The organism is Pseudomonas sp. RA_5y_Pfl1_P24 (assembly GCF_963970945.1).
GTDB lineage: Bacteria > Pseudomonadota > Gammaproteobacteria > Pseudomonadales > Pseudomonadaceae > Aquipseudomonas > Aquipseudomonas tritici.
Window position 1 is genome coordinate 354,973 of record NZ_CAXAOJ010000006.1, and the last position, 20,844, is coordinate 375,816.

The 20,844-nt window shown below is 58.7% G+C and carries 18 protein-coding genes; all 18 read right to left on the reverse strand.

The genetic code is table 11. The annotated features are described in order from the left end of the window. Positions 1-6: 6 nt before the first annotated feature. The 18 genes from tilS to rpsB all read right to left on the reverse strand — a co-directional run bounded on the left by tilS (position 7) and on the right by rpsB (position 20,840). Positions 7-1,326, reverse strand: a complete 1,320-nt coding sequence (gene tilS, locus AACY30_RS12770) for a tRNA lysidine(34) synthetase TilS (protein WP_339540420.1) — start codon at positions 1,324-1,326, stop codon at positions 7-9. A 178-nt stretch (positions 1,327-1,504) separates the two neighbouring features. Further along, positions 1,505-2,452, reverse strand: a complete 948-nt coding sequence (locus tag AACY30_RS12775; protein WP_003172288.1) for an acetyl-CoA carboxylase carboxyltransferase subunit alpha — start codon at positions 2,450-2,452, stop codon at positions 1,505-1,507. Positions 2,453-2,590: 138 nt separating this feature from the next. Further along, a complete protein-coding gene (gene dnaE, locus AACY30_RS12780) occupies positions 2,591-6,112 on the reverse strand; it encodes a DNA polymerase III subunit alpha (RefSeq protein WP_339540421.1) in 3,522 nt (1,173 codons plus the stop codon). A 76-nt stretch (positions 6,113-6,188) separates the two neighbouring features. Next, complete coding sequence (gene rnhB / locus AACY30_RS12785; protein WP_339469472.1) at positions 6,189-6,821, reverse strand: ribonuclease HII; 633 nt, start codon at positions 6,819-6,821, stop codon at positions 6,189-6,191. Beyond that, positions 6,818-7,957 (reverse strand): lipid-A-disaccharide synthase, encoded by a 1,140-nt coding sequence (gene lpxB, locus AACY30_RS12790; RefSeq protein ID WP_339469471.1) that lies wholly within the window; start codon positions 7,955-7,957, stop codon positions 6,818-6,820. The genes rnhB and lpxB overlap by 4 nt, the downstream gene beginning before the upstream one ends. A gap of 2 nt (positions 7,958-7,959) precedes the next feature. Then, positions 7,960-8,736, reverse strand: coding sequence for an acyl-ACP--UDP-N-acetylglucosamine O-acyltransferase (gene lpxA, locus AACY30_RS12795; RefSeq protein WP_339540422.1), 777 nt, complete (start codon positions 8,734-8,736; stop codon positions 7,960-7,962). Beyond that, positions 8,733-9,173: a 3-hydroxyacyl-ACP dehydratase FabZ gene (gene fabZ, locus AACY30_RS12800; RefSeq protein WP_003172281.1), complete on the reverse strand. Its 441-nt coding sequence runs from the start codon at positions 9,171-9,173 to the stop codon at positions 8,733-8,735. The genes lpxA and fabZ overlap by 4 nt, the downstream gene beginning before the upstream one ends. Positions 9,174-9,284: 111 nt before the next feature. After that, a complete protein-coding gene (gene lpxD, locus AACY30_RS12805) occupies positions 9,285-10,340 on the reverse strand; it encodes a UDP-3-O-(3-hydroxymyristoyl)glucosamine N-acyltransferase (protein ID WP_339540423.1) in 1,056 nt (351 codons plus the stop codon). Positions 10,341-10,343: 3 nt separating this feature from the next. After that, the gene (locus AACY30_RS12810) at positions 10,344-10,847 is read right to left on the reverse strand and encodes an OmpH family outer membrane protein (RefSeq protein ID WP_003189173.1); all 504 of its coding nucleotides are present in this window, start codon (positions 10,845-10,847) and stop codon (positions 10,344-10,346) included. 45 nt (positions 10,848-10,892) lie between these two features. Further along, a complete protein-coding gene (gene bamA / locus AACY30_RS12815; RefSeq protein ID WP_339469469.1) occupies positions 10,893-13,280 on the reverse strand; it encodes an outer membrane protein assembly factor BamA in 2,388 nt (795 codons plus the stop codon). A gap of 74 nt (positions 13,281-13,354) precedes the next feature. Further along, the gene (rseP, locus tag AACY30_RS12820; protein ID WP_339427100.1) at positions 13,355-14,707 is read right to left on the reverse strand and encodes a sigma E protease regulator RseP; all 1,353 of its coding nucleotides are present in this window, start codon (positions 14,705-14,707) and stop codon (positions 13,355-13,357) included. Between the two features lie 53 nt (positions 14,708-14,760). After that, positions 14,761-15,951, reverse strand: a complete 1,191-nt coding sequence (ispC, locus tag AACY30_RS12825; protein WP_339540424.1) for a 1-deoxy-D-xylulose-5-phosphate reductoisomerase — start codon at positions 15,949-15,951, stop codon at positions 14,761-14,763. Further along, a complete protein-coding gene (locus AACY30_RS12830) occupies positions 15,948-16,754 on the reverse strand; it encodes a phosphatidate cytidylyltransferase (protein WP_339540425.1) in 807 nt (268 codons plus the stop codon). The genes ispC and AACY30_RS12830 overlap by 4 nt, the downstream gene beginning before the upstream one ends. Continuing rightward, positions 16,755-17,510, reverse strand: coding sequence for a polyprenyl diphosphate synthase (gene uppS, locus AACY30_RS12835; RefSeq protein ID WP_339418149.1), 756 nt, complete (start codon positions 17,508-17,510; stop codon positions 16,755-16,757). A gap of 17 nt (positions 17,511-17,527) precedes the next feature. Next, on the reverse strand, positions 17,528-18,085 hold the full coding sequence (frr, locus tag AACY30_RS12840) for a ribosome recycling factor (RefSeq protein ID WP_049709667.1): 558 nt from the start codon (positions 18,083-18,085) through the stop codon (positions 17,528-17,530). After that, positions 18,082-18,825, reverse strand: a complete 744-nt coding sequence (pyrH, locus tag AACY30_RS12845; RefSeq protein ID WP_003172271.1) for a UMP kinase — start codon at positions 18,823-18,825, stop codon at positions 18,082-18,084. Before pyrH ends, frr begins: the two co-directional genes overlap by 4 nt. Before the next feature lie 210 nt (positions 18,826-19,035). Continuing rightward, a complete protein-coding gene (gene tsf, locus AACY30_RS12850; RefSeq protein WP_314563261.1) occupies positions 19,036-19,899 on the reverse strand; it encodes a translation elongation factor Ts in 864 nt (287 codons plus the stop codon). 203 nt (positions 19,900-20,102) lie between these two features. Then, positions 20,103-20,840 (reverse strand): 30S ribosomal protein S2, encoded by a 738-nt coding sequence (rpsB, locus tag AACY30_RS12855; RefSeq protein ID WP_049709669.1) that lies wholly within the window; start codon positions 20,838-20,840, stop codon positions 20,103-20,105. Between the last annotated feature and the right edge of the window lie 4 nt (positions 20,841-20,844).

Genomic DNA, 20,844 nt, shown 5'->3' on the forward strand with positions numbered 1-20,844 from the left:
GCGCTATCAGCTCAAACCTTGATCGCAGGTCTGTGGCATCCAATGTAATTGCCAGTCGCCCGGCCCTGTGTTCCACAATCCCGCCAGGCTAGGCACCCCGAGCAATTGCTCCCCCTGATACAGCAGCGGCAATCTGCCACGGACGAAGCTCGGAAGCCCACTTTCATTAAGCAGGCGCTTCAAGTCACGCCGCCCGCGACGTGGCACGTCGATGATTTCGCCGCCATGACGGTAGCGAACCTCCAGCGGGCCTTCAGGCGCCTTGCCGGTGAGCTTCAGCTGGCCATTGCCGGGTAACTCTAGTGGATTTCGCGGATCGGGCCAGCGCAGCGATGCGTCGGAAAACTCCGACCATGTGGAGGGCAGCCACCATAGGCGTTCGCCGCTACGGTGCAGTTCGCCGTCGGCCAGGCGCCATAGAGGCTGTGCGTCGCCCTTGGCATCACGCAGTGAATGCCAACTGGCCCAGTGGTCGCTGTCGGGTAGACGGGTCAGCGGGGCCAGCCAATGGCGCAGGGCGTTACGCTGGCGGGCGTCGGAAAGTTCGCGCAGCGGCGCAAGTGCCAAAGATGGCAGGTGCAACCAGGAAAAAGGTGCAGGCTGGTCGGCGGCTTGCAGGTCCATTTGCGCCAATTCATCGAGCAGGCCCTGGGCTTCACCTAGGTGCTCGGCAGTGCGGGCAAGGCTGATGACAGCTTGAGGCCAGCGCTTCGTGAGCGCCGGTACCACGTGATGGCGCAGATAATTGCGTGAGAACCGCGGGTCGGCGTTGGACGGGTCTTCGACCCATTTGAGTTGATGCTCGTGGGCGTAGGCCTCCAACTCACCCCTCGCTACATCCAATAAAGGCCGAACCAGATAACCAGCCGCCAGCGGGCGCTGTGCAGGCATTGCCGACAGCCCGCGCACGCCTGCGCCGCGCAACAGGCGGAATAACAGGGTTTCGGCCTGATCATCGCGATGCTGGCCTGTCAGCAGCACCTCCCCTGCTCCAATCGCCTCGGTAAACGCCTGGTAACGCGCGTCACGGGCGGCACGCTCAAGACTGGCGCCGGGTGGTACCTGCACGCGCATGACGCGCAGGGGGATGCCCACGCTGTCGCAAATCGACTGGCAATGGTTTGGCCAGGCGTCGGCGGCGGCTTGCAGGCCATGGTGGACATGGATTGCGTTGAGGGGTGGGAGTGTTTCGGTTTCTGGCAGGGAGGCCAGGAGATGGAGCAGGACGGTGGAATCAAGGCCGCCAGAGAAAGCGATATGCCAGGCCGGGGCATTTTGCCAGGGACCCAGGGCTTGCAGCAGTTTGGCGGTCAGCGTTCGTTTCATCACACATTGTCGCCGCATACTTGGAACACGATAGCCCAGCATACACAAAGCAAATGTGGGAGCGGGCTTGCTCGCGAAAGCGTGGTGTCAGTCACCGGATATATTGACTGATTTACCGCTTTCGTTAGCAAGCCCGCTCCCACATCAGTACAGCAATGTCTGCCAGATCAGTAGTTGATCAGAGACCGTAGCTCATCAGACGCTCATAACGACGGGCCAACAGCGCTTCGTTATCCAGCTTCTTGAGCATCGCCAGTTGCGAACCCAGCTCGGCACGAATAGTCGCGGCAGCAGCGGCCGGATCACGATGAGCGCCGCCCAATGGCTCGGCGATCACTTTGTCGACAATGCCCAGGCCCTTGAGGCGATCAGCGGTGATACCCATCGCTTCAGCCGCGTCCGGCGCTTTTTCAGCGGTTTTCCACAGAATCGAAGCGCAACCTTCCGGTGAGATCACCGCGTAGGTCGAGTATTGCAGCATGTTCAGCTGATCGCACACGCCAATGGCCAGTGCGCCACCGGAACCACCTTCACCAATCACGGTAGCGATGATCGGGGTTTTGAGGCGCGACATGACGCGCAGGTTCCAGGCGATTGCTTCGCTCTGGTTGCGCTCTTCAGCGTCGATACCCGGATAAGCACCCGGCGTGTCGATGAAGGTCAGGATCGGCATTTTGAAACGCTCGGCCATTTCCATCAGGCGGCACGCCTTGCGGTAGCCTTCCGGACGCGGCATGCCGAAGTTGCGACGCACTTTCTCGCGCACTTCACGGCCTTTCTGGTGACCGATCACCATCACCGGCTGGTCGTCCAGGCGAGCGATACCGCCCACGATGGCCGCGTCGTCGGAGAAGTGGCGGTCGCCGTGCAGCTCGTCGAACTCGGTGAAAATGTGCTGAATGTAGTCCAGGGTGTACGGACGACGCGGGTGGCGGGCCAAACGCGCGATCTGCCAGCTGGTCAGCTTGCCGAAGATATCTTCGGTGAGCGTGCTGCTCTTGTCTTGCAGGCGAGCGATCTCATCGCCGATATTCAGCGAATTGTCATTGCCGACCAGGCGCAGTTCTTCAATCTTGGCTTGCAGGTCAGCGATCGGCTGTTCGAAATCAAGAAAATTCGGGTTCATAAGCGTCCGTCTTGGGTCGACGGCCAAGGAGTGCCTGGCCAGCCGGTTGTCTATTCGCGCCCTACCTTAAGGGAGAGGCGCGTCTAGGTCGAGATTAAATGTTTCGCCGAGATCAGGCTAAGTATTAATGCCTGACCGTCAACGGTATTGGAGAAAGACGTTGTCACGGCCGAACTGGTCACGCAATGCTTGAATCAAGCCATCCGCAGGATCAATTCGCCAGGTCTCGCCAAACTGCAACATGGCCTTGGCGTCATTGCCGGTGTACTCCATGGTCACCGGGCACGCGCCACGGTGGCGTTTGAGCAGGTCGCCCAACCAGCGTAGCTGATCGCCCTTGAGCGCTTCGGTTTTCACCTTCAAGCGCAAGCTCTCGGCCAAATTGGTGCGCGCATCTTCCATGCTCATCACGCGCTTGATCCGCAGCCGCAGGCCGCCGGAGAAGTCATCGTTGCTGACCTCCCCTTCCACCACCACCATGGCGTCAGTCTGCAGCAGCGACTGCGCGGAGTGGAACGCATCGGCAAACAGCGACGCTTCGATGCGGCCCGAACGGTCGTCGAGCGTGATAAAGCCCATCTTGTCGCCCTTTTTGTTTTTCATCACCCGCAGGGCGATGATCATACCGGCGACGGTCTGCGTATCCCGTGCCGGTTTCAGGTCGATGATGCGCTGGCGGGCGAACCGCCGGATTTCACCTTCGTACTCATCAATCGGGTGACCGGTAAGGTAAAGGCCCAAGGTGTCTTTCTCACCCTTGAGGCGCTCCTTCAGGGTCAGGTCCTTGGCCTTGCGGTGGTTGGCGTACACATCCGCGTCTTCCTCGACGAACAATCCGCCAAACAGGTCGGCGTGGCCACTGTCATGAGTGCGGGCGGTCTGCTCGGCAGCCTTGATCGCCTCTTCCATCGCAGTGAGCAACACGGCGCGGTTACGGTCGATATTCGCCTGGTAAGCCTTCGGCTCATCATGGAAATAGGGGCCGAGGCGGTCGAGTGCACCACTACGGATCAGCCCATCGAGGGTTCGCTTGTTGATGCGTTTGAGGTCAACCCGTGCACAGAAGTCGAACAAGTCCTTGAAAGGCCCGTCCTGGCGCGCTTCGGTGATGGCTTCCACCGGGCCTTCGCCCACGCCTTTGATCGCGCCCAGGCCATAGATGATGCGACCTTCGTCGTTCACCGTGAACTTGAACTCCGAGGCGTTCACGTCCGGTGCGTCGAGGCGCAGTTTCATGGTGCGCACTTCCTCGATCAAGGTCACAACCTTGTCGGTGTTGTGCATATCCGCCGAAAGTACCGCAGCCATGAACGGCGCCGGGTAGTGAGCCTTCAGCCAGGCAGTCTGGTACGACACCAGGCCGTAGGCGGCGGAGTGGGATTTGTTAAAGCCATAACCGGCGAATTTTTCTACCAGGTCGAAAATGTTACCGGCCAGGTCAGCGTCAATATTGTTGGTGGCGCAACCTTCAATGAAACCGCCGCGCTGCTTGGCCATTTCCTCGGGTTTTTTCTTACCCATGGCACGACGCAGCATGTCCGCACCACCGAGGGTATAACCGGCCATCACCTGGGCGATCTGCATCACCTGTTCCTGATACAGGATGATGCCGTAGGTCGGCGCCAATACCGGCTTGAGGCCTTCGTATTGGTAGTCGGAGTGCGGATATGCCAGCTCGGCGCGACCGTGCTTACGGTTGATGAAGTCGTCCACCATCCCCGATTGCAGCGGGCCCGGACGGAACAGCGCCACCAGTGCGATCAAGTCTTCCAGGCAGTCGGGCTTGAGCTTTTTGATCAGCTCTTTCATACCGCGCGACTCAAGCTGGAACACCGCCGTGGTTTCGGCCTTTTGCAGCAACTGGTAGGTCGGCTTGTCGTCCAGCGGGATAAACGCAATATCCAGCGGCTCTTCGTCGACCTTGGCACGCTCACGGTTGATCGTCTTGAGCGCCCAATCGATGATCGTCAGCGTGCGCAGGCCGAGGAAGTCGAACTTCACCAGGCCGGCCGCCTCGACGTCGTCCTTGTCGAACTGGGTGACCAGGCCGCCGCCTTCTTCATCGCAATAGATCGGCGAAAAGTCGGTGAGCTTTGTAGGCGCGATAACCACACCACCGGCGTGTTTACCGACGTTACGCACCACGCCTTCGAGCTTGCGCGCCATGTCCCAGATTTCGGCAGCTTCTTCATCGATCTTGATGAAGTCACGCAGGATCTCTTCCTGCTCGTAGGCCTTTTCCAGGGTCATGCCGACTTCGAACGGAATCATCTTCGACAGGCGATCCGCCAGGCCGTAGGACTTGCCCTGCACCCGCGCAACGTCGCGGATTACAGCCTTGGCGGCCATGGAACCGAAGGTGATGATCTGGCTTACCGCGTTGCGGCCGTATTTCTCGGCCACGTATTCAATGACGCGGTCGCGACCGTCCATGCAGAAGTCGACGTCGAAGTCGGGCATGGAAACCCGTTCCGGGTTCAGGAACCGTTCGAACAGCAGGTCATATTCCAGCGGGTCGAGATCGGTAATCTTCTGTACGTAAGCAACCAGCGAGCCAGCACCCGACCCCCGGCCCGGGCCTACCGGCACACCGTTGCTTTTGGCCCACTGGATAAAGTCCATTACGATCAGGAAGTAACCGGGGAACCCCATCTGGATGATGATATCCAGCTCGAAATTCAGCCGGTCGACATAGACCTGGCGCTTGGCCTCGTAATCCTCAGTGGTGTCCTTTGGCAACAGCACACTGAGGCGCTCTTCCAAGCCGTCGAACGACACCTTGCGGAAGTACTCATCGATGGTCATGCCATCGGGAATCGGGAAGTTGGGCAGGAAGTGCTTGCCCAGCGTCACTTCAATGTTGCAACGCTTGGCAATTTCGACAGAGTTTTCCAGGGCCTCGGGCAGGTCGCTGAACAGCTCGGCCATCTCGTCGGCACTTTTGAGGTATTGCTCTTCGCTGTAGTTCTTCGAGCGACGCGGGTCATCCAGGGCCCGGCCTTCGCCGATGCACACGCGGGTTTCGTGGGCTTCGAAATCTTCTTTCTTGATGAAGCGCACATCGTTGGTCGCTACCAACGGCGCGCCCAGCCTGTCGGCCAGGGCCACGGCGGCGTGCAGGTGCTCTTCGTCGTTGGGGCGGTTGGTGCGCTGGACTTCCAGGTAGAAACGGTCGGGGAAAACCTGCATCCACTCGCGGGCCAACACTTCAGCTTCTTGAGGATTGCCGCCGAGTAGTGCGAGACCGACCTCACCCTCTTTAGCGGCCGACAGCATGATCAGCCCTTCGCTGGCCTCGGCGACCCACTCGCGCTCTATGATGATCGAGCCGTTGCGCTGGCCGTCGATAAAGCCGCGGGAAATCAGTTCGGTGAGGTTGCGATAACCCACGCCGTTCATCGCCAGCAGACTGATACGGCTAAGGACGTTATCCGGATCTTTGTTGGACAACCACAGGTCGGCGCCGCAGATCGGCTTGATGCCGGCGCCCATGGCGTTTTTATAGAATTTGACCAGGGAACACATGTTGTTCTGATCGGTAACCGCCACGGCAGGCATGTTCATGCCCACCAGGGTTTTGACCAGCGGTTTGATCCGTACCAGGCCGTCAACCAAGGAGTATTCAGTGTGCAGGCGCAAGTGAACGAATGAAGCCGGCATAGTGATCCTGTCTTAAACGTAGAAACAACAAGGCCCGGGATTGTACCGGGCCTTGGCAAAAACATCAGCCTCGCGACTACACCTCGCTGAGACTCTCTCGCAGCTCATAAGCCTGGCGTACGGGGGCGAACGAGCGGCGGTGGATCGGCGTCGGGCCGAGGCGAGCCAGGGCTTCCAGATGAACGGGGGTCGGGTAGCCTTTATGGCCGCCGATGCCGTAGCCGGGGTAGATCAATTCGAAAGCGGCCATTTCACGATCGCGGCTGACTTTAGCCAGGATTGACGCTGCCGCAATCGCAGGCACCTTGCTATCGCCCTTCACCACCGCTTCCGCCGGCATGGCCAATTTTGGGCAGCGGTTGCCGTCGATCATCGCCATTTTGGGCGTGATGTGCAGGCCTTCTACTGCACGCTGCATGGCAAGCATGGTGGCGTGAAGGATGTTCAACGCGTCGATTTCCTCGACTTCGGCCCGAGCAATATGCCAGCTGAGGGCCTTCTCAATAATCTCGTCGTAGAGCTTTTCGCGGCGCGCTTCGGTGAGTTTCTTCGAGTCGTTGAGGCCGAGAATCGGGCGGTTCGGATCGAGAATCACCGCCGCCGTGACGACAGCGCCACACAAAGGCCCGCGCCCGACCTCGTCAACACCGGCCACCAATTCGTGGGCTTCGGCAACCAGGCTGAAATCCAGGCCGATTTGCTTGGTCATAAAGCTTCCTGTTTCTTACCGATCAAGGTCAACACGGCGTCCGCCGCCTGGTTCGAGGCATCACGGCGCAAGGTGCGGTGAATGTCATCAAAACCACGGGTCTGCTCTTCGCCGCCGTCGATCAAGGGTAGTAGAGTTTGTGCCAAGGCCTCAGGCGTTGCATCGTCCTGCAACAACTCCGGCACCAACAGGCGCTGGGCCAGCAGGTTGGGCAGGGAGATGTAAGGGCTTTTGACCATGCGCTTGAGAATCCAGAAGGTCAGCGGCGCCAGGCGATAGGCCACGACCATCGGACGCTTGTACAGCAAGGCCTCAAGGGTGGCCGTACCCGAGGCGATCAGCACGGCATTACAGGCCGCCAGGGCCAGGTGCGATTGGCCGTCGAGCAAGGTCACCGGCAGGTTGCGACCGTCCAATAGGGTCTCGATCTGCGCACGCCGCTGCGGGCTCGCGCAGGGCAGCACGAAACGTACGCCTGGCTTCAAGGCTTGCAGGCGCTCGGCAGCATCGAAGAACACCGCAGCCAGGCGGCCGACTTCGCTGCCACGGCTGCCCGGCATCAGCGCCACCAGCGGACCGTCAGGCAGACCCAGCTCGGCGCGCGCGGCTGTGCGGTCAGCGTGCAAAGGGATGGTGTCGGCCAGGGTGTGCCCGACAAATCGCACCGGCACGCCCTTTTCTTCGTAGAACCTGGCTTCGAACGGCAGCAGGGTCAGCATCAAGTCACAGCCTTCGCGGATCTTCAGTACGCGCTTCTGACGCCATGCCCACACGGAGGGGCTGACGTAGTGCACGGTCTTGATCCCGGCCTGACGTAACTTGAGCTCGATATTAAGGGTGAAGTCCGGTGCGTCGATCCCGATGAAAACATCGGGTTTCTCTTCGATGAGGGTCTGGATCAGCAGCTTGCGGCGAGCCAGCAGCTCACGCAGACGGCCAAGCACTTCCACCAACCCCATGACCGATAGCCGCTCCATGGGGAAGTAGGACGTGAGCCCTTCGGCCTGCATCAGCGGGCCGCCGACACCCATAAATTCCACCGCAGGATGCTGGGCCTTGAGGGCCCGCATAAGACCCGCGCCCAGAATGTCACCGGAAGCTTCTCCGGCCACCAGCGCAATACGCAGATTAGCCATGATTAGCGGGTGATGCCGCGAGTCGACGCCTGGATCGAGTCACGGAACACCGCGACTTCCGGGAACAACGCCGATGGCTCGGCCAATTGCGCCAACGCCTGATCCACGGTAAGCCCCTGGCGATAAACCACCTTGTAGGCACGGCGCAGGGCGTGGATGGCCTCTTCGCTGAAACCACGACGACGCATGCCTTCGAAGTTCATGCTGCGAGCTTCGGCCGGGTTGCCAAATACTGTGACGAACGCCGGAACATCCTTGCCGATGGCGGTACCCATGCCTGAAAAGCTGTGTGCGCCAATATGGCAGTACTGATGCACCAGGGTGAATCCGGAGAGGATCGCCCAATCGTCGACGTGCACATGGCCGGCTAACGCCGTGTTGTTGACCAGGATGCAGTGGTTGCCGATGACGCTGTCGTGGCCAATGTGCGCGTAGGCCATGACCAGGTTGTGATCACCCAGGGTGGTCTCGGCCCGATCTTGCACGGTGCCACGGTGAATGGTCACGCCTTCACGAATGATGTTGTGATCACCGATTACCAGGCGTGTTTCTTCACCCTTGTACTTCATGTCCGGGGTGTCTTCGCCTACCGAGGAAAACTGGTAGATACGATTGTGTTTGCCAATACGGGTCGGACCTTTAAGGATCACGTGCGGCCCGATGACAGTCCCCTCGCCGATTTCCACACCTGCGCCGATGATCGACCAGGGGCCGACCTCAACGTCGGCGGCCAGTACGGCCGACGGATCGATGATTGCGCGAGGGTCAATCAAACTCATAGTTTGCGTTCCGCACAGATGATTTCGGCGGAGCACACAGGCTTGCCGTCCACCGAAGCCTGGCATTCGAACTTCCAGATCTGGCGTTTGCAGCTGATGAACTTGGCTTCCAGGATCAACTGGTCACCCGGGGTGACCGGGTTGCGAAAACGCAACTTATCGGAGCCCACGAAATAGTAGAGTGTGCCGTCGGCAGGCTTGAGGTCGAGCATTTTGAAACCAAGGATACCGGCAGCCTGGGCCATCGCTTCGATGATCAACACGCCCGGCATGATTGGATGCGCGGGAAAGTGACCGTTGAAGAACGGTTCGTTGATGCTGACATTCTTGTAGGCACGAATGCGCTTTTCCTCGACGTTGAGGTCCACTACGCGGTCCACCAGCAGGAACGGGTAACGGTGAGGCAGGTATTCGCGAATCTCGTTGATGTCCATCATTTCGGGGGGAAGCCTGTAATAAAGATTGGGGGCGGGCGAACTAAACGCACGCCCCGCTAGCAAATCAAGGAGGCAGTCTAGCGGCTGTGCACACTTGATATGGAAATGGTATCAGCCTTCTGATGAAGCATTACCGCCAGGGGTCACGTCCCCAACACGCTTTTCCAGCTGTTTGAGACGTCGAGCCATGTCGTCGAGCTGCCTCAACCGTGCTGCGCTCTTGCGCCATTCAGCCGCAGGCTGCATGGCGGTACCGGATGAGTAGGCCCCTGACTCGGTAATCGAGTGGGTAACCATGGTCATGCCGGTGATGAAGACGTTGTCGCAAATATCGATATGCCCCACCAGCCCTACGCCACCGGCGAGCATGCAATGCTTGCCGATCCTGGTGCTGCCGGAAATACCCACACACGCCGCCATGGCAGTGTGATCACCAATCTGCACGTTGTGGGCGATCTGAATCTGGTTGTCGAGCTTCACGCCGTTGCCGATCACGGTATCGGCCAGGGCCCCGCGATCAACAGCAGTGTTGACGCCAATTTCCACGTCGTCGCCGATCAATACGCCGCCGACCTGGGCAATCTTGTTCCAGATACCCTTGGCGTTGGCGAAGCCGAAGCCTTCCCCCCCGATCACCGCACCCGATTGGATGACCACACGCTCACCGATACGCACATCGTGGTACAGGGTTACGCGCGGTGCGAGCCAACCGTCCGCGCCGATCTCGCAGCGCGCGCCGATAAAGCAATGGGCACCAATGGTCACACCTGCTGCAATGCGCGCACCGCTCTCGATCACCGCAAAGGCGCCAATGCTGGCCGCAGGATCAACCTGAGCATCATCGGCGATGACCGCAGACGGATGAATACCGGCTGCGGCCCTGGGTTTCGGATCGAACAGGTGCGACACCCGGGCATAAGCCAGGTACGGGTCGGACACCACCAGCGAATCCCCGGCAAACCCTTCGGCGTCAGCAGCTTTCAGCAACACGGCGGCGGCTTGGCTGTCGACCAGGTATTTACGGTATTGAGGGTTTGCGAGGAAGCTCAACTGAGCTGGGCCAGCCTCCTGCAAGGTGGCTAGCCCAGTGATTTCTTTCTCCGGGGAGCCATTTAAGGTGGCCCCCAGGAACTCGGCCAACTCGCCGAGCTTGATAGTCGCGGTCATGGCTTACTTCAGCTGGTTCATGCGCTCGATCACCTGGCGGGTGATGTCATATTGAGGCTTGACGTCGATAACCGCGCCACGCTCGAACACCAGGTCAAAGGCACCTTTCTTGATGACTTCTTCCACGGCGCTGTCGAGTTTCGGCTTCAGCTGTTTCAGCATTTCACGGTCAGCAACCGCTTTGGCTTCGTTCAGCTCCTTGGACTGGAACTGGTAGTCACGGGCCTTTTGCTTGAATTCAAGCTCCAGACGCTCGCGCTCGCCTTGCTGCATCTTGTCGCCACCGGCTACCAGACGATCCTGGATGCCCTTGGCGCTGCTTTCCAACGTCTTGAGTTTGGTCAGTTGCGGACCGAATTTCTTCTCGGCATCCACGGCATAACGCTTGGCCGCATCGGACTCCAACAGCGCCATCTGATAGTTCAGGACGGCGATTTTCATTTCGGCGAAGGCCGGGGTGGTTACCAGCACAGTGGCCAGCAAAACCAATTGAGTCAACTTACGCACGATGTACTCCTACAGAATCCGTTGTCGTTATCTTAGGTCAGACGCTTAGAACGTCTGGCCGAGGGAGAATTGGAAAATCTGGGTTTCAGCGTTATCCGGTTTCTTGATCGGCATGGCCAGCGCGAAGCTCAACGGGCCCAGCGCAGTCACCCAGGTCACACCCACACCCACGGAGCTCGCCAAGTTACTGAGGCTCACGTCGTTGCACTGGGTGTTGGACTTCACGCCGCTCGGGTTACGGATCTGCTCGCACTTGGAGTCGAACACGTTACCCACGTCCCAGAAGACCGAGGTCCGCAGGGAACGCTGATCTTTTACGAACGGCAGCGGGAACAGGATTTCCGCACCACCTTGGATCAACACGTTACCACCGAACGGCAGCGGATCGTTGTCGGAGTCAGCCACAGTGCCTTGGTTACCGGTTACGCCAACACCACGGCTTGGGGTACCACGTGGGCCCAAGGTGCTGTCTTTGAACCCACGTACGGAGTTGAAGCCACCCGCGTAGTAGTTCTCGTAGAACGGCAAGCCATTGGTCGAACCATAACCGTCGCCATAACCGAGCTCTGTGTGCAGACGCATGGTGTAGTTATCGCTCAACGGCTGAAACAACTGACCACGGTAGTCGAGCTTGAAGAACGACAGGTCGCTGCCCGGAGTAGTGACTTCCGCAGTCAGGCTCTGGGAATGGCCACGGGTTGCCAGCACCCCTTTGTTCAGGGTCGACTCGGACCAGCCGGCAGACGCCTTGAAGTTCAGGAACTTGTCACCTTCACGACGGGTGAAGTCAAAGATTTCATCCACGGTGTAGACACCGGTCTTGATCTCATCCTGTTGCGCAGTCAGGCCGAAGGTCAGGCGCGACGTCTCGCTGATCGGGTAACCAACGTTGACACCGGCACCGAGGCTGTCGATCGCATAGCTTGCAACGTCAACGTCGAGGTCTTTGTAGTCGGTGGTGCGGTAGAAGGCGTTGTAGCCCAGGCTCACACCATCAGCAGTCCAGTAGGGGTCGGTATAACCGAAGTTATATCGGCTCTGGTATTCGCTTCGGGTCAGGCCGATAGACACGCGGTTACCGGTACCCAGGAAGTTGTTCTGGGTGATGGAGCCACCAAGGATCAGACCGGCACTTTGTGCGAAGCCGACACTGGCGGTGATCGAGCCCGAGGCTTGTTCTTCCACGGCGTAGTTCACGTCAACCTGGTCATCCACACCCGGTACGGCCGGGGTTTCGACGTTGACTTCCTTGAAGAAGCCCAGGCGCTCAAGACGGGTCTTGGACTGGTCGATCAGGTAAGTCGACGCCCAGCCTCCTTCCATCTGACGCATTTCACGGCGCAGCACTTCGTCCGCCGACTTGGTGTTGCCACGGAAGTTGATGCGGTTCACGTAGGCACGTTTGCCGGGATCGACGACGAAAGTGATGTCCACGGTGTGGTCATCATCATGCGGAGTCGGCACGCCGTTGACGTTGGCGAAGGTATAGCCTTCGTTACCCAGGCGGCGAGTGATCAGTTCTGACGTGGTGGTCATCAGCTTGCGGGAGAACACCTGGTCTTTCTGCACCAGCAGCAGCGCCTTGACCTGGTCTTCAGGCACTTTCAGGTCGCCGCTCAGCTTGACGTCACGAACCTTGTACTTCTCGCCTTCGTTGACGTTGACTGTGATGTAGACGTGTTTCTTGTCCGGGGTGATGGACACCTGGGTCGAGGCGATATCCATGTTGATATAGCCACGGTCCAGGTAGTAGGAACGCAGGCGCTCCAAGTCACCAGACAGTTTCTCGCGGGCGTACTTGTCATCGTTCTTGAAGAACGACAGCCAGTTGGTGGTCTTGAGCTCGAACAGGTCGATCAAGTCTTCATCAGCGAACTTGGTATTACCCACCACGTTGATGTGCTGGATCGCCGCCACGGTGCCTTCGTTGATGTTGACCTTGAGGCCCACACGGTTACGCGGCTGCGGCACCACTTCCGTTTCCACGGTGGCGGAGTAGCGGCCTTGGGCAACGTACTGGCGTTGCAGCTCGTTACGCACACCTTCAAGGGTGGCGCGTTGGAAGATCTCGCCTTCGGCCAGGCCGGATTGCTTCAGACCTTTCATCAAGTCTTCAGTAGAGATCGCCTTGTTGCCTTCGATCTCGATACTGGCGACGGAAGGTCGCTCGACAACGGTGATGACCAGGACGTTGCCTTCACGCCCCAGTTGGATGTCTTGAAAGAAACCGGTTTTGAACAGCGCACGAGTGGACTCCACCAGGCGACGGTCATCAGCCTGTTCACCGACGTTCAACGGTAACGCACCAAAGACGCTACCGGCGGAAACCCGCTGGAGGCCGTTGACGCGAATATCGGAGATGGTGAAGGACTCGGCGTGAACTTCGGCGATCATCAATACGGTGAGAACCGCAGTTAGCAGCAGACGTTTCATGAAGTCCTTTCTTATTCCAACTGGCAATAAACAAACTGCCGCAAAATGCGGCAGATTCGCAATTCAGCGAAGCGTTACAGTCGACCCAGATCGTTGACCAAGGCTAATAACATCACCCCGACCACCAAACTGATACCGATCTGTATCCCCCAACCCTGCACCCGATCCGACAAGGGGCGACCACGCACCCACTCGACCAGATAAAACAACAGATGCCCCCCATCCAATACTGGAATGGGCAACAAATTCAGAACACCCAGGCTAATACTCAGATAAGCCAGGAAATTCAGGAAATCCGCGACACCCGACTGGGCAGAAGCGCCCGCCACTTTAGCAATGGTTATCGGTCCACTCAAGTTTTTTACCGAGAGCTCGCCGAACAACATTTTCTTGAGGGATTCCAGGGTCAGCACACTCATGGTCCAAGTGCGTTTTGCACCCTCGCCAATTGCTGCCAACGGCCCGAAGCTGACCTCACGCACCATCGATGGCGGCCAGTCGACACCTTTGACCCCGGCACCGAGGTAACCCCCGGCCGCCTTGGCTTCCCCGCGAACAGACAAGGTCACAGGGACGTCGATTTGAGCACCGTCGCGCTCAACTTTCAGCAGAATTTTAGTATCAGGACGTACACGGACCAGGTCGACTACTTGCTGCCAGTCGCCCAGCGCCTGTCCATCGAGGGCCAACAGCCTATCGCCTGTTTTCAGGCCAGCGGCCTGGGCCGGACCTTTCGGATCGAGCTCCGCCAGGACTGGCGGCAAGGCCGGACGCCATGGACGTATGCCCAGGGACTTGATCGGATCAGGTTCATCAGCGCCCTTGAGCCAGTGGTCGAGGGTCAGATCACGCGGGGTTTCGGTAGTCGAGTCCTGCTCACGCACCACCACATTGACGATGCCGCTTTCGCCCAGGCGGCGCACCAACTGCAGATTGACCGCGCCCCAACCTGTGGTGGGCTCGCCATCAATGGAAACAATTTCCTGCCCGGCAACCAGGCCGGCTTTGGCGGCAATACTGTCCGACTCGACCGCACCGATGACCGGACGCACCTGCTGGCTGCCCAGCATGGCGAGGACCCAGAAGAACACCATCGCCAACAGGAAGTTGGCGATCGGGCCAGCGGCAACAATGGCAATACGCTGACGAACGGTCTTGCGGTTGAAGGATTGGTCCAATTGATCTGCCGGCACTTCGCCTTCGCGCTCATCGAGCATCTTGACGTAGCCACCCAGCGGGATCGCGGCAATCACGAATTCGGTGCCTTGGCGGTCACGCCAGCGCAACAGCGGCATGCCGAAACCGACGGAAAAGCGCAGTACCTTGACGCCGCAACGACGCGCGACCCAGAAATGGCCGAATTCGTGGAAGGTAACCAGCACACCCAGAGCAACCAGGGTGCCGACGATCATGTAAAGCGCACTCATCTAATTTCTCCGCATTCCAATCCAGTGCCTAAAGGCTCAAACCCGCCCAAAGACTAACGCGCGTTCCGACTCAACCATTGCTCAGCCAGGGCTCGAGCCTTGGCATCAGCCTCGAATACCGCCCCCAGATCATTCACCGCCACCACAGGTTCAAGCGCCAGGACGCCCTCGATGATACTCGCGATCTGCGGAAAGCGGATGCGCCGTTCGAGAAACGCTGCCACAGCCACTTCATTCGCGGCATTCAGCATCGCCGGCGCGCTGTTACCCGCTTCGGCAGCTTGCCGCGCCAGGCGCAGGCAAGGAAAGCGCTGCTCGTCCGGCGCCTCGAAGTCCAGACGGGCCACGGCAAACAGGTCCAACGGCGCCACACCGGAGTCAATCCGCTCCGGCCAGGCCAAGGCATTGGCGATGGGTGTGCGCATATCGGGATTGCCCAACTGCGCCAATACCGAACCGTCCACGTAATCAACCAGCGAATGAATCACACTTTGCGGGTGAATCACCACCTCGACCTGATCCGGGCGCGCATCGAACAGCCAGCACGCCTCGATCAACTCAAGCCCCTTGTTCATCATGCTCGCCGAATCAACCGAGATCTTGCGCCCCATGGACCAGTTCGGATGAGCGCACGCCTGGTCAGGCGACACATCCTCCAACTCAGCCAACGGAGTTTGCCGGAAAGGACCACCAGACGCCGTCAGCAGAATCCGACGCACGCCAACCTGACTCAAGCCCCGGGCGTAGTCACCCGGCATGCATTGGAAAATCGCATTGTGCTCGCTATCGAGGGGCAGCAACACGGCGCCGCTTTTGCGCACCGCCTGCATAAAGAGTGCACCAGACATCACCAGCGCTTCTTTATTGGCCAGCAGGATCTTCTTGCCGGCATCGACAGCAGCCAGGGTCGGACGCAAACCGGCCGCACCGACAATAGCGGCAACCACGGTATCCACGTCAGCGTCAGCCGAGACCTGGCACAACCCCTCCTCCCCGACCAACACCTGAGTGGCAAGCCCGGCAGCTCGCAGATCATCCTGCAGGCCACGAGCCGCGGCCGCGTCAGGCACCACGGCAAAGCGCGGCGAATGACGCACGCACAAAGCCAGCAGCTCGCTCAAGCGGGTAAACCCGGTGAGGGCGAAGACCTGATAGCGATCAGGATGACGCGCAATCACGTCAAGGGTACTCAGCCCTACCGACCCCGTCGCACCCAGCACGGTTATTTGTTGCAGGCGGCTCACGAAGCCGTCATCCACAACAGCACGGCGAAGATCGGAATGGCCGCGGTCAAGCTGTCGATGCGGTCCAGCACGCCGCCATGGCCCGGCAGCAGGTTGCTGCTGTCCTTGATCCCGGCCTGGCGCTTAAACATGCTTTCAGTGAGGTCACCCACCACCGAAATGAACACCACGATGGCCGTGGCCAACAGCGACAGGAAGATTTCCTTCACCGACCACCCACGCACGACACCCACTACCAGCGTGATCACCAGCGTTAGTGCCAGGCCGCCATACACGCCTTCCCAGCTCTTGCCCGGACTGACCGCCGGCGCCAGCTTGCGCTTGCCGAAGGCCCGGCCGGAAAAGTAGGCACCGATATCGGCGCCCCAGACCAGCACCATCACAGCCAGAATCAACCAGTTACCCATTGGGTAACGCTTGATTTCCACCAGCCCTTGCCACGCAGGCAAGAGGATCAACAAACCAATCACCAACTTGCAGGCAACGGTGGACCATTGGCCACTGGTACGCGGATAGGTCAACACCAGGGACGTCGCCAGCGCCCACCACAACACTGCCGCCCCCAACACCCAAGGCGCAAGGTCCGGCAGGATGTACAAGAGAAACGCCTGGGCAGCCACGACAGTGGCATACACCACACGCGGCAATTGCGCGCTGAAACCCGCCAGGCGCGCCCACTCCCAGGCACCCAGGGTGACGACCAGGCCGATAAACAGCGCAAAGCCGGAACCCTCGAGCAGGAAAAACCCACACAAGGCAATCGGCAACAGGATCAGTGCTGTGATGATTCGTTGTTTAAGCATTTAAACCCGGGCCCCAGCTTCGATCTGCTCGCTCGTTTTACCGAAGCGACGCTGACGGGAAGCGAAATCGGCCAGTGCTTTACGCATGGCATCGTGTTTGAAGTCCGGCCAGAACAGGTCGGAGAAGTACAGCTCGGTATAGGCCAACTGCCACAACAGGAAATTGCTGATGCGGTGCTCACCACCGGTACGGATGCACAAGTCAGGCAACGGCAGGTCGCCGGTGACCAGGCAGGTTTGCAACAGTTCGGGCGTAATGTCGTCGGGACGCAGATGGCCGGCCTGCACTTCGCGGGCCAGCCGTTGCGCGGCCTGGGCGATATCCCACTGGCCACCGTAATTGGCTGCGATCTGCAGCACAAAACGCTCGGCGCCAGCGGTAATGGCCTCGGCTTCGCGCATGGCGGCTTGCAGTTCCGGATGGAAGCGCGAGCGATCACCAATGATACGCAGGCTGATGTTGTTGTCGTTGAGGCGCTTGGCCTCACGACGCAAGGCCTTGAAGAACAGGTCCATCAAGGCACTGACTTCTTCGGCGGGCCGCTGCCAGTTCTCACTGGAGAAGGCGAATAAAGTCAACACTTCGACCTTGGCCTCGGCACACACTTCAATCACAGCCCGTACCGCATCGACACCCGCTTTATGCCCGGCGACACCCGGCATAAAGCGCTTTTTCGCCCAGCGATTATTCCCATCCATGATGATCGCGACATGGCGCGGCACCACGGAGGGTACAGTCTGCTTGGTCTTTTCCATGAAGGCGTCCTGACCCCTTATACGGCCATCAGGTCCTTTTCTTTTTCTTCCGTGGCCTTGGTGATCTGGGCCTCGGCATCTTTGGTCAGCTTGTCGATATCAGCAACGGCACGGCGCTCTTCGTCTTCGCTGATTTCCTTGTCCTTGACCAATTTCTTCAGATCACCCAAGGCATCACGACGAATGTTGCGCACGGCAACCCGCGCATCTTCAGCTGCGCTACGCGCCTGCTTGGTGAAGCCCTTGCGGGTTTCTTCAGTCAGGGCTGGCATGGAAATCAGCAGCAACTCGCCCAGATTGGTCGGGTTGAGGTTCAGACCGGCGCTCTGGATAGCCTTGTCGACGGCGCCGAGCATGTTGCGCTCAAAGGCGACGACTTGCAGGGTGCGCGAGTCTTTTACGGTGATGTTGGCCACTTGGGTGATGGAGGTATCTGCGCCGTAATACGGCACCATCACGCTGCCCAGAATGCTTGGGTGAGCCTTGCCTGTACGAATCTGACCAAATGCATGGTTCAGGGAGTCCAGGGATTTCTGCATACGCTCTTGAGCGTCTTTTTTGATTTCGTTGATCATTGTTGGCCTTCCTCGATCAGAGTCCCTTCTGCGCCGCCATGTACGATATTCAGCAGGGCACCGGGTTTGTTCATGTTAAATACGCGTAGTGGCATCTTGTGGTCGCGGCACAGGCAAATAGCAGTCAGGTCCATCACACCCAATTTGCGATCCAGCACTTCATCGTAGGTCAGATGATCGAACTTCTCGGCATGCGGGTCTTTGAATGGATCTGCGGTGTACACGCCGTCTACCTTGGTCGCCTTGAGCACCACGTCAGCATCGATCTCGATGGCGCGCAGGCACGCTGCCGAGTCGGTGGTGAAGAACGGGTTACCTGTGCCAGCGGCGAAGATCACCACTTCCTTGGCGTTCAGGTGGCGCATGGCTTTGCGGCGGTCATAGTGATCGGTCACGCCGACCATGGAAATAGCCGACATCACGATAGCCGAGATATTGGCGCGCTCCAGGGCGTCGCGCATGGCCAAGGCGTTCATCACAGTGGCCAGCATGCCCATGTGGTCGCCTGTGACCCGATCCATGCCGGCCGCACTCAGTGCCGCGCCGCGGAACAGGTTACCGCCGCCGATCACCAGGCCGACCTGAACGCCGATACCGACCAGTTGGCCGACTTCCAGCGCCATGCGGTCGAGCACTTTGGGATCGATCCCGAACTCTTCCGAGCCCATGAGGGCCTCGCCGCTAAGCTTGAGTAGAATGCGTTTATAGCGAGCCTGATAACCACTGCCCTGCTGAGCCATTGCGAATCTCTCCTGCGGCGTATTTTCAAAAATTCTTGGCGAGCCGTTTACGGCTTGCGTTCACTCTAGCTGGACGCTGCTACAGCGCCATCGGAACACGGCTTTGTAAGCCAGTTCCGAAGGGATGCCAATTAAAATCGGCCTTCCCATTTGAAAAGAGGCTGCGCGCGTGAGCGGGCAGCCTCTTTCGGGCGACAGTTGAAAACTGTCTTATTGCTTGGCGGCAGCCAGCTGGGCAGCAACTTCTTCAGCGAAGTTGTCGACCGGCTTCTCGATGCCTTCGCCTACTTTAAAGTAGGTGAAGGAAACGATTTCAGCACCGGCTTTCTTAGCCAGTTCGCCAACCTTGATTTCAGGGTTCTTGACGAACGCCTGCTCAACCAGGCTCGCTTCAGCCAGGAACTTGCTGATACGGCCTTTGATCATGTTTTCAACGATGTTTTCTGGCTTGCCGGCGATCTTGTCAGCATTGAGGCTCAGGAACACAGCTTTTTCGCGTTCGATGGCGTCAGCGGACACTTCCGATGGCAGCAGGAATTCAGGGTTGCTGGCCGCTACGTGCATAGCGATGTCTTTGGCCAGTTCAACGTTGCCGCCTTTCAGGACAACAGCTACGCCGATTTTGTTGCCGTGCAGGTAACCACCCACAACATCACCTTCAACGCGAACCAGGCGACGGATGTTGACGTTTTCGCCAACCTTGCCGACCAGTACCAGGCGAGCAGCTTCTTGAGCTTCGATCAGCGGCTCAACGGTGGTCAGCTTGTCGTCGAATGCTTTCTGGACGCTGGCAGCAACGAATGCCTTGAAGTCGTCTTGCAGAGCGAGGAAGTCGGTCTGCGAGTTCACTTCCAGCAGAACGGCGGCTTTACCGTCTTCAACCAGAGCGATAGCGCCTTCGGCAGCCACGTTGCCGGCTTTCTTGGCAGCCTTGATGGCGCCCGAGGCACGCATGTCGTCGATGGCTTTTTCGATGTCGCCGCCGGCCTTGGTCAAGGCCTTTTTGCAATCCATCATGCCTTCGCCGGTACGCTCACGCAGTTCTTTAACCAACGCTGCAGTAATCTCTGCCATTTCAAAATCCTCTTGGATAGGTTTTCAACCATTCCACCCGATCAAACGGGCGATCAATTCTTCCCGAATCACCCTTGTAGGCCGCTGCACGTTACAGTCGCTAGGTTGCGCTGCCACAAATGGGCGCCGACAAATGGTTTTCAAGGTGGCAAAAAGGGGGCCAAGCCCCCTTTTTGCTTACTGAGTCAACGCCAGGGCGTCAATTACTCAGCTGCGGCTACCGGAGCTTCTTCAACGAACTGCTCGGCACCACCAGCAACGTGGTTGCGACCACGGATTACAGCGTCAGCCATCGAACCCATGTACAACTGGATAGCGCGGATTGCGTCATCGTTGCCTGGGATGATGTAGTCAACGCCTTCCGGGCTGCTGTTGGTATCGACTACGCCGATAACAGGGATGCCCAGCTTGTTGGCTTCGGTGATCGCGATGCGCTCGTGATCAACGTCGATAACGAACAGTGCGTCAGGCAGACCGCCCATGTCCTTGATACCACCCAGGGAACGATCGAGCTTTTCCAAGTCGCGAGTGCGCATCAGCGCCTCTTTCTTGGTCAGCTTGGCGAAAGTACCGTCTTCGGCTTGCACTTCAAGGTCACGCAGACGCTTGATGGAAGCACGGATGGTTTTGAAGTTGGTGAGCATGCCGCCCAACCAGCGGTGATCGACGTACGGCGAACCGCAACGTGCTGCTTCTTCAGCAACGATCTTGCCAGCGGAACGCTTGGTGCCGACGAACAGAATCTTGTTTTTGCCCTGAGCCAGGCGCTCTACGAAAGTCAAAGCTTCGTTGAACATAGGCAGGGTTTTTTCAAGGTTGATAATGTGGATCTTGTTACGCGCGCCGAAAATGTATTTACCCATTTTCGGGTTCCAGTAACGGGTCTGGTGACCGAAGTGCACACCGGCCTTCAGCATATCGCGCATGTTGACTTGGGACATGATA

Bases quoted from the DNA above. Each gene is read 5' to 3' on its own strand.
- tilS (WP_339540420.1), bottom strand. From the start codon at position 1,326: ATGAAACGAACGCTGACCGCCAAACTGCTGCAAGCCCTGGGTCCCTGG.
- AACY30_RS12775 (WP_003172288.1), bottom strand. From the start codon at position 2,452: ATGAACCCGAATTTTCTTGATTTCGAACAGCCGATCGCTGACCTGCAA.
- dnaE (WP_339540421.1), bottom strand. From the start codon at position 6,112: ATGCCGGCTTCATTCGTTCACTTGCGCCTGCACACTGAATACTCCTTG.
- rnhB (WP_339469472.1), bottom strand. From the start codon at position 6,821: ATGACCAAGCAAATCGGCCTGGATTTCAGCCTGGTTGCCGAAGCCCAC.
- lpxB (WP_339469471.1), bottom strand. From the start codon at position 7,957: ATGGCTAATCTGCGTATTGCGCTGGTGGCCGGAGAAGCTTCCGGTGAC.
- lpxA (WP_339540422.1), bottom strand. From the start codon at position 8,736: ATGAGTTTGATTGACCCTCGCGCAATCATCGATCCGTCGGCCGTACTG.
- fabZ (WP_003172281.1), bottom strand. From the start codon at position 9,173: ATGATGGACATCAACGAGATTCGCGAATACCTGCCTCACCGTTACCCG.
- lpxD (WP_339540423.1), bottom strand. From the start codon at position 10,340: ATGACCGCGACTATCAAGCTCGGCGAGTTGGCCGAGTTCCTGGGGGCC.
- bamA (WP_339469469.1), bottom strand. From the start codon at position 13,280: ATGAAACGTCTGCTGCTAACTGCGGTTCTCACCGTATTGATGATCGCC.
- rseP (WP_339427100.1), bottom strand. From the start codon at position 14,707: ATGAGTGCGCTTTACATGATCGTCGGCACCCTGGTTGCTCTGGGTGTG.
- AACY30_RS12830 (WP_339540425.1), bottom strand. From the start codon at position 16,754: ATGCTTAAACAACGAATCATCACAGCACTGATCCTGTTGCCGATTGCC.
- uppS (WP_339418149.1), bottom strand. From the start codon at position 17,510: ATGGAAAAGACCAAGCAGACTGTACCCTCCGTGGTGCCGCGCCATGTC.
- frr (WP_049709667.1), bottom strand. From the start codon at position 18,085: ATGATCAACGAAATCAAAAAAGACGCTCAAGAGCGTATGCAGAAATCC.
- pyrH (WP_003172271.1), bottom strand. From the start codon at position 18,825: ATGGCTCAGCAGGGCAGTGGTTATCAGGCTCGCTATAAACGCATTCTA.
- tsf (WP_314563261.1), bottom strand. From the start codon at position 19,899: ATGGCAGAGATTACTGCAGCGTTGGTTAAAGAACTGCGTGAGCGTACC.
- rpsB (WP_049709669.1), bottom strand. From the start codon at position 20,840: ATGTCCCAAGTCAACATGCGCGATATGCTGAAGGCCGGTGTGCACTTC.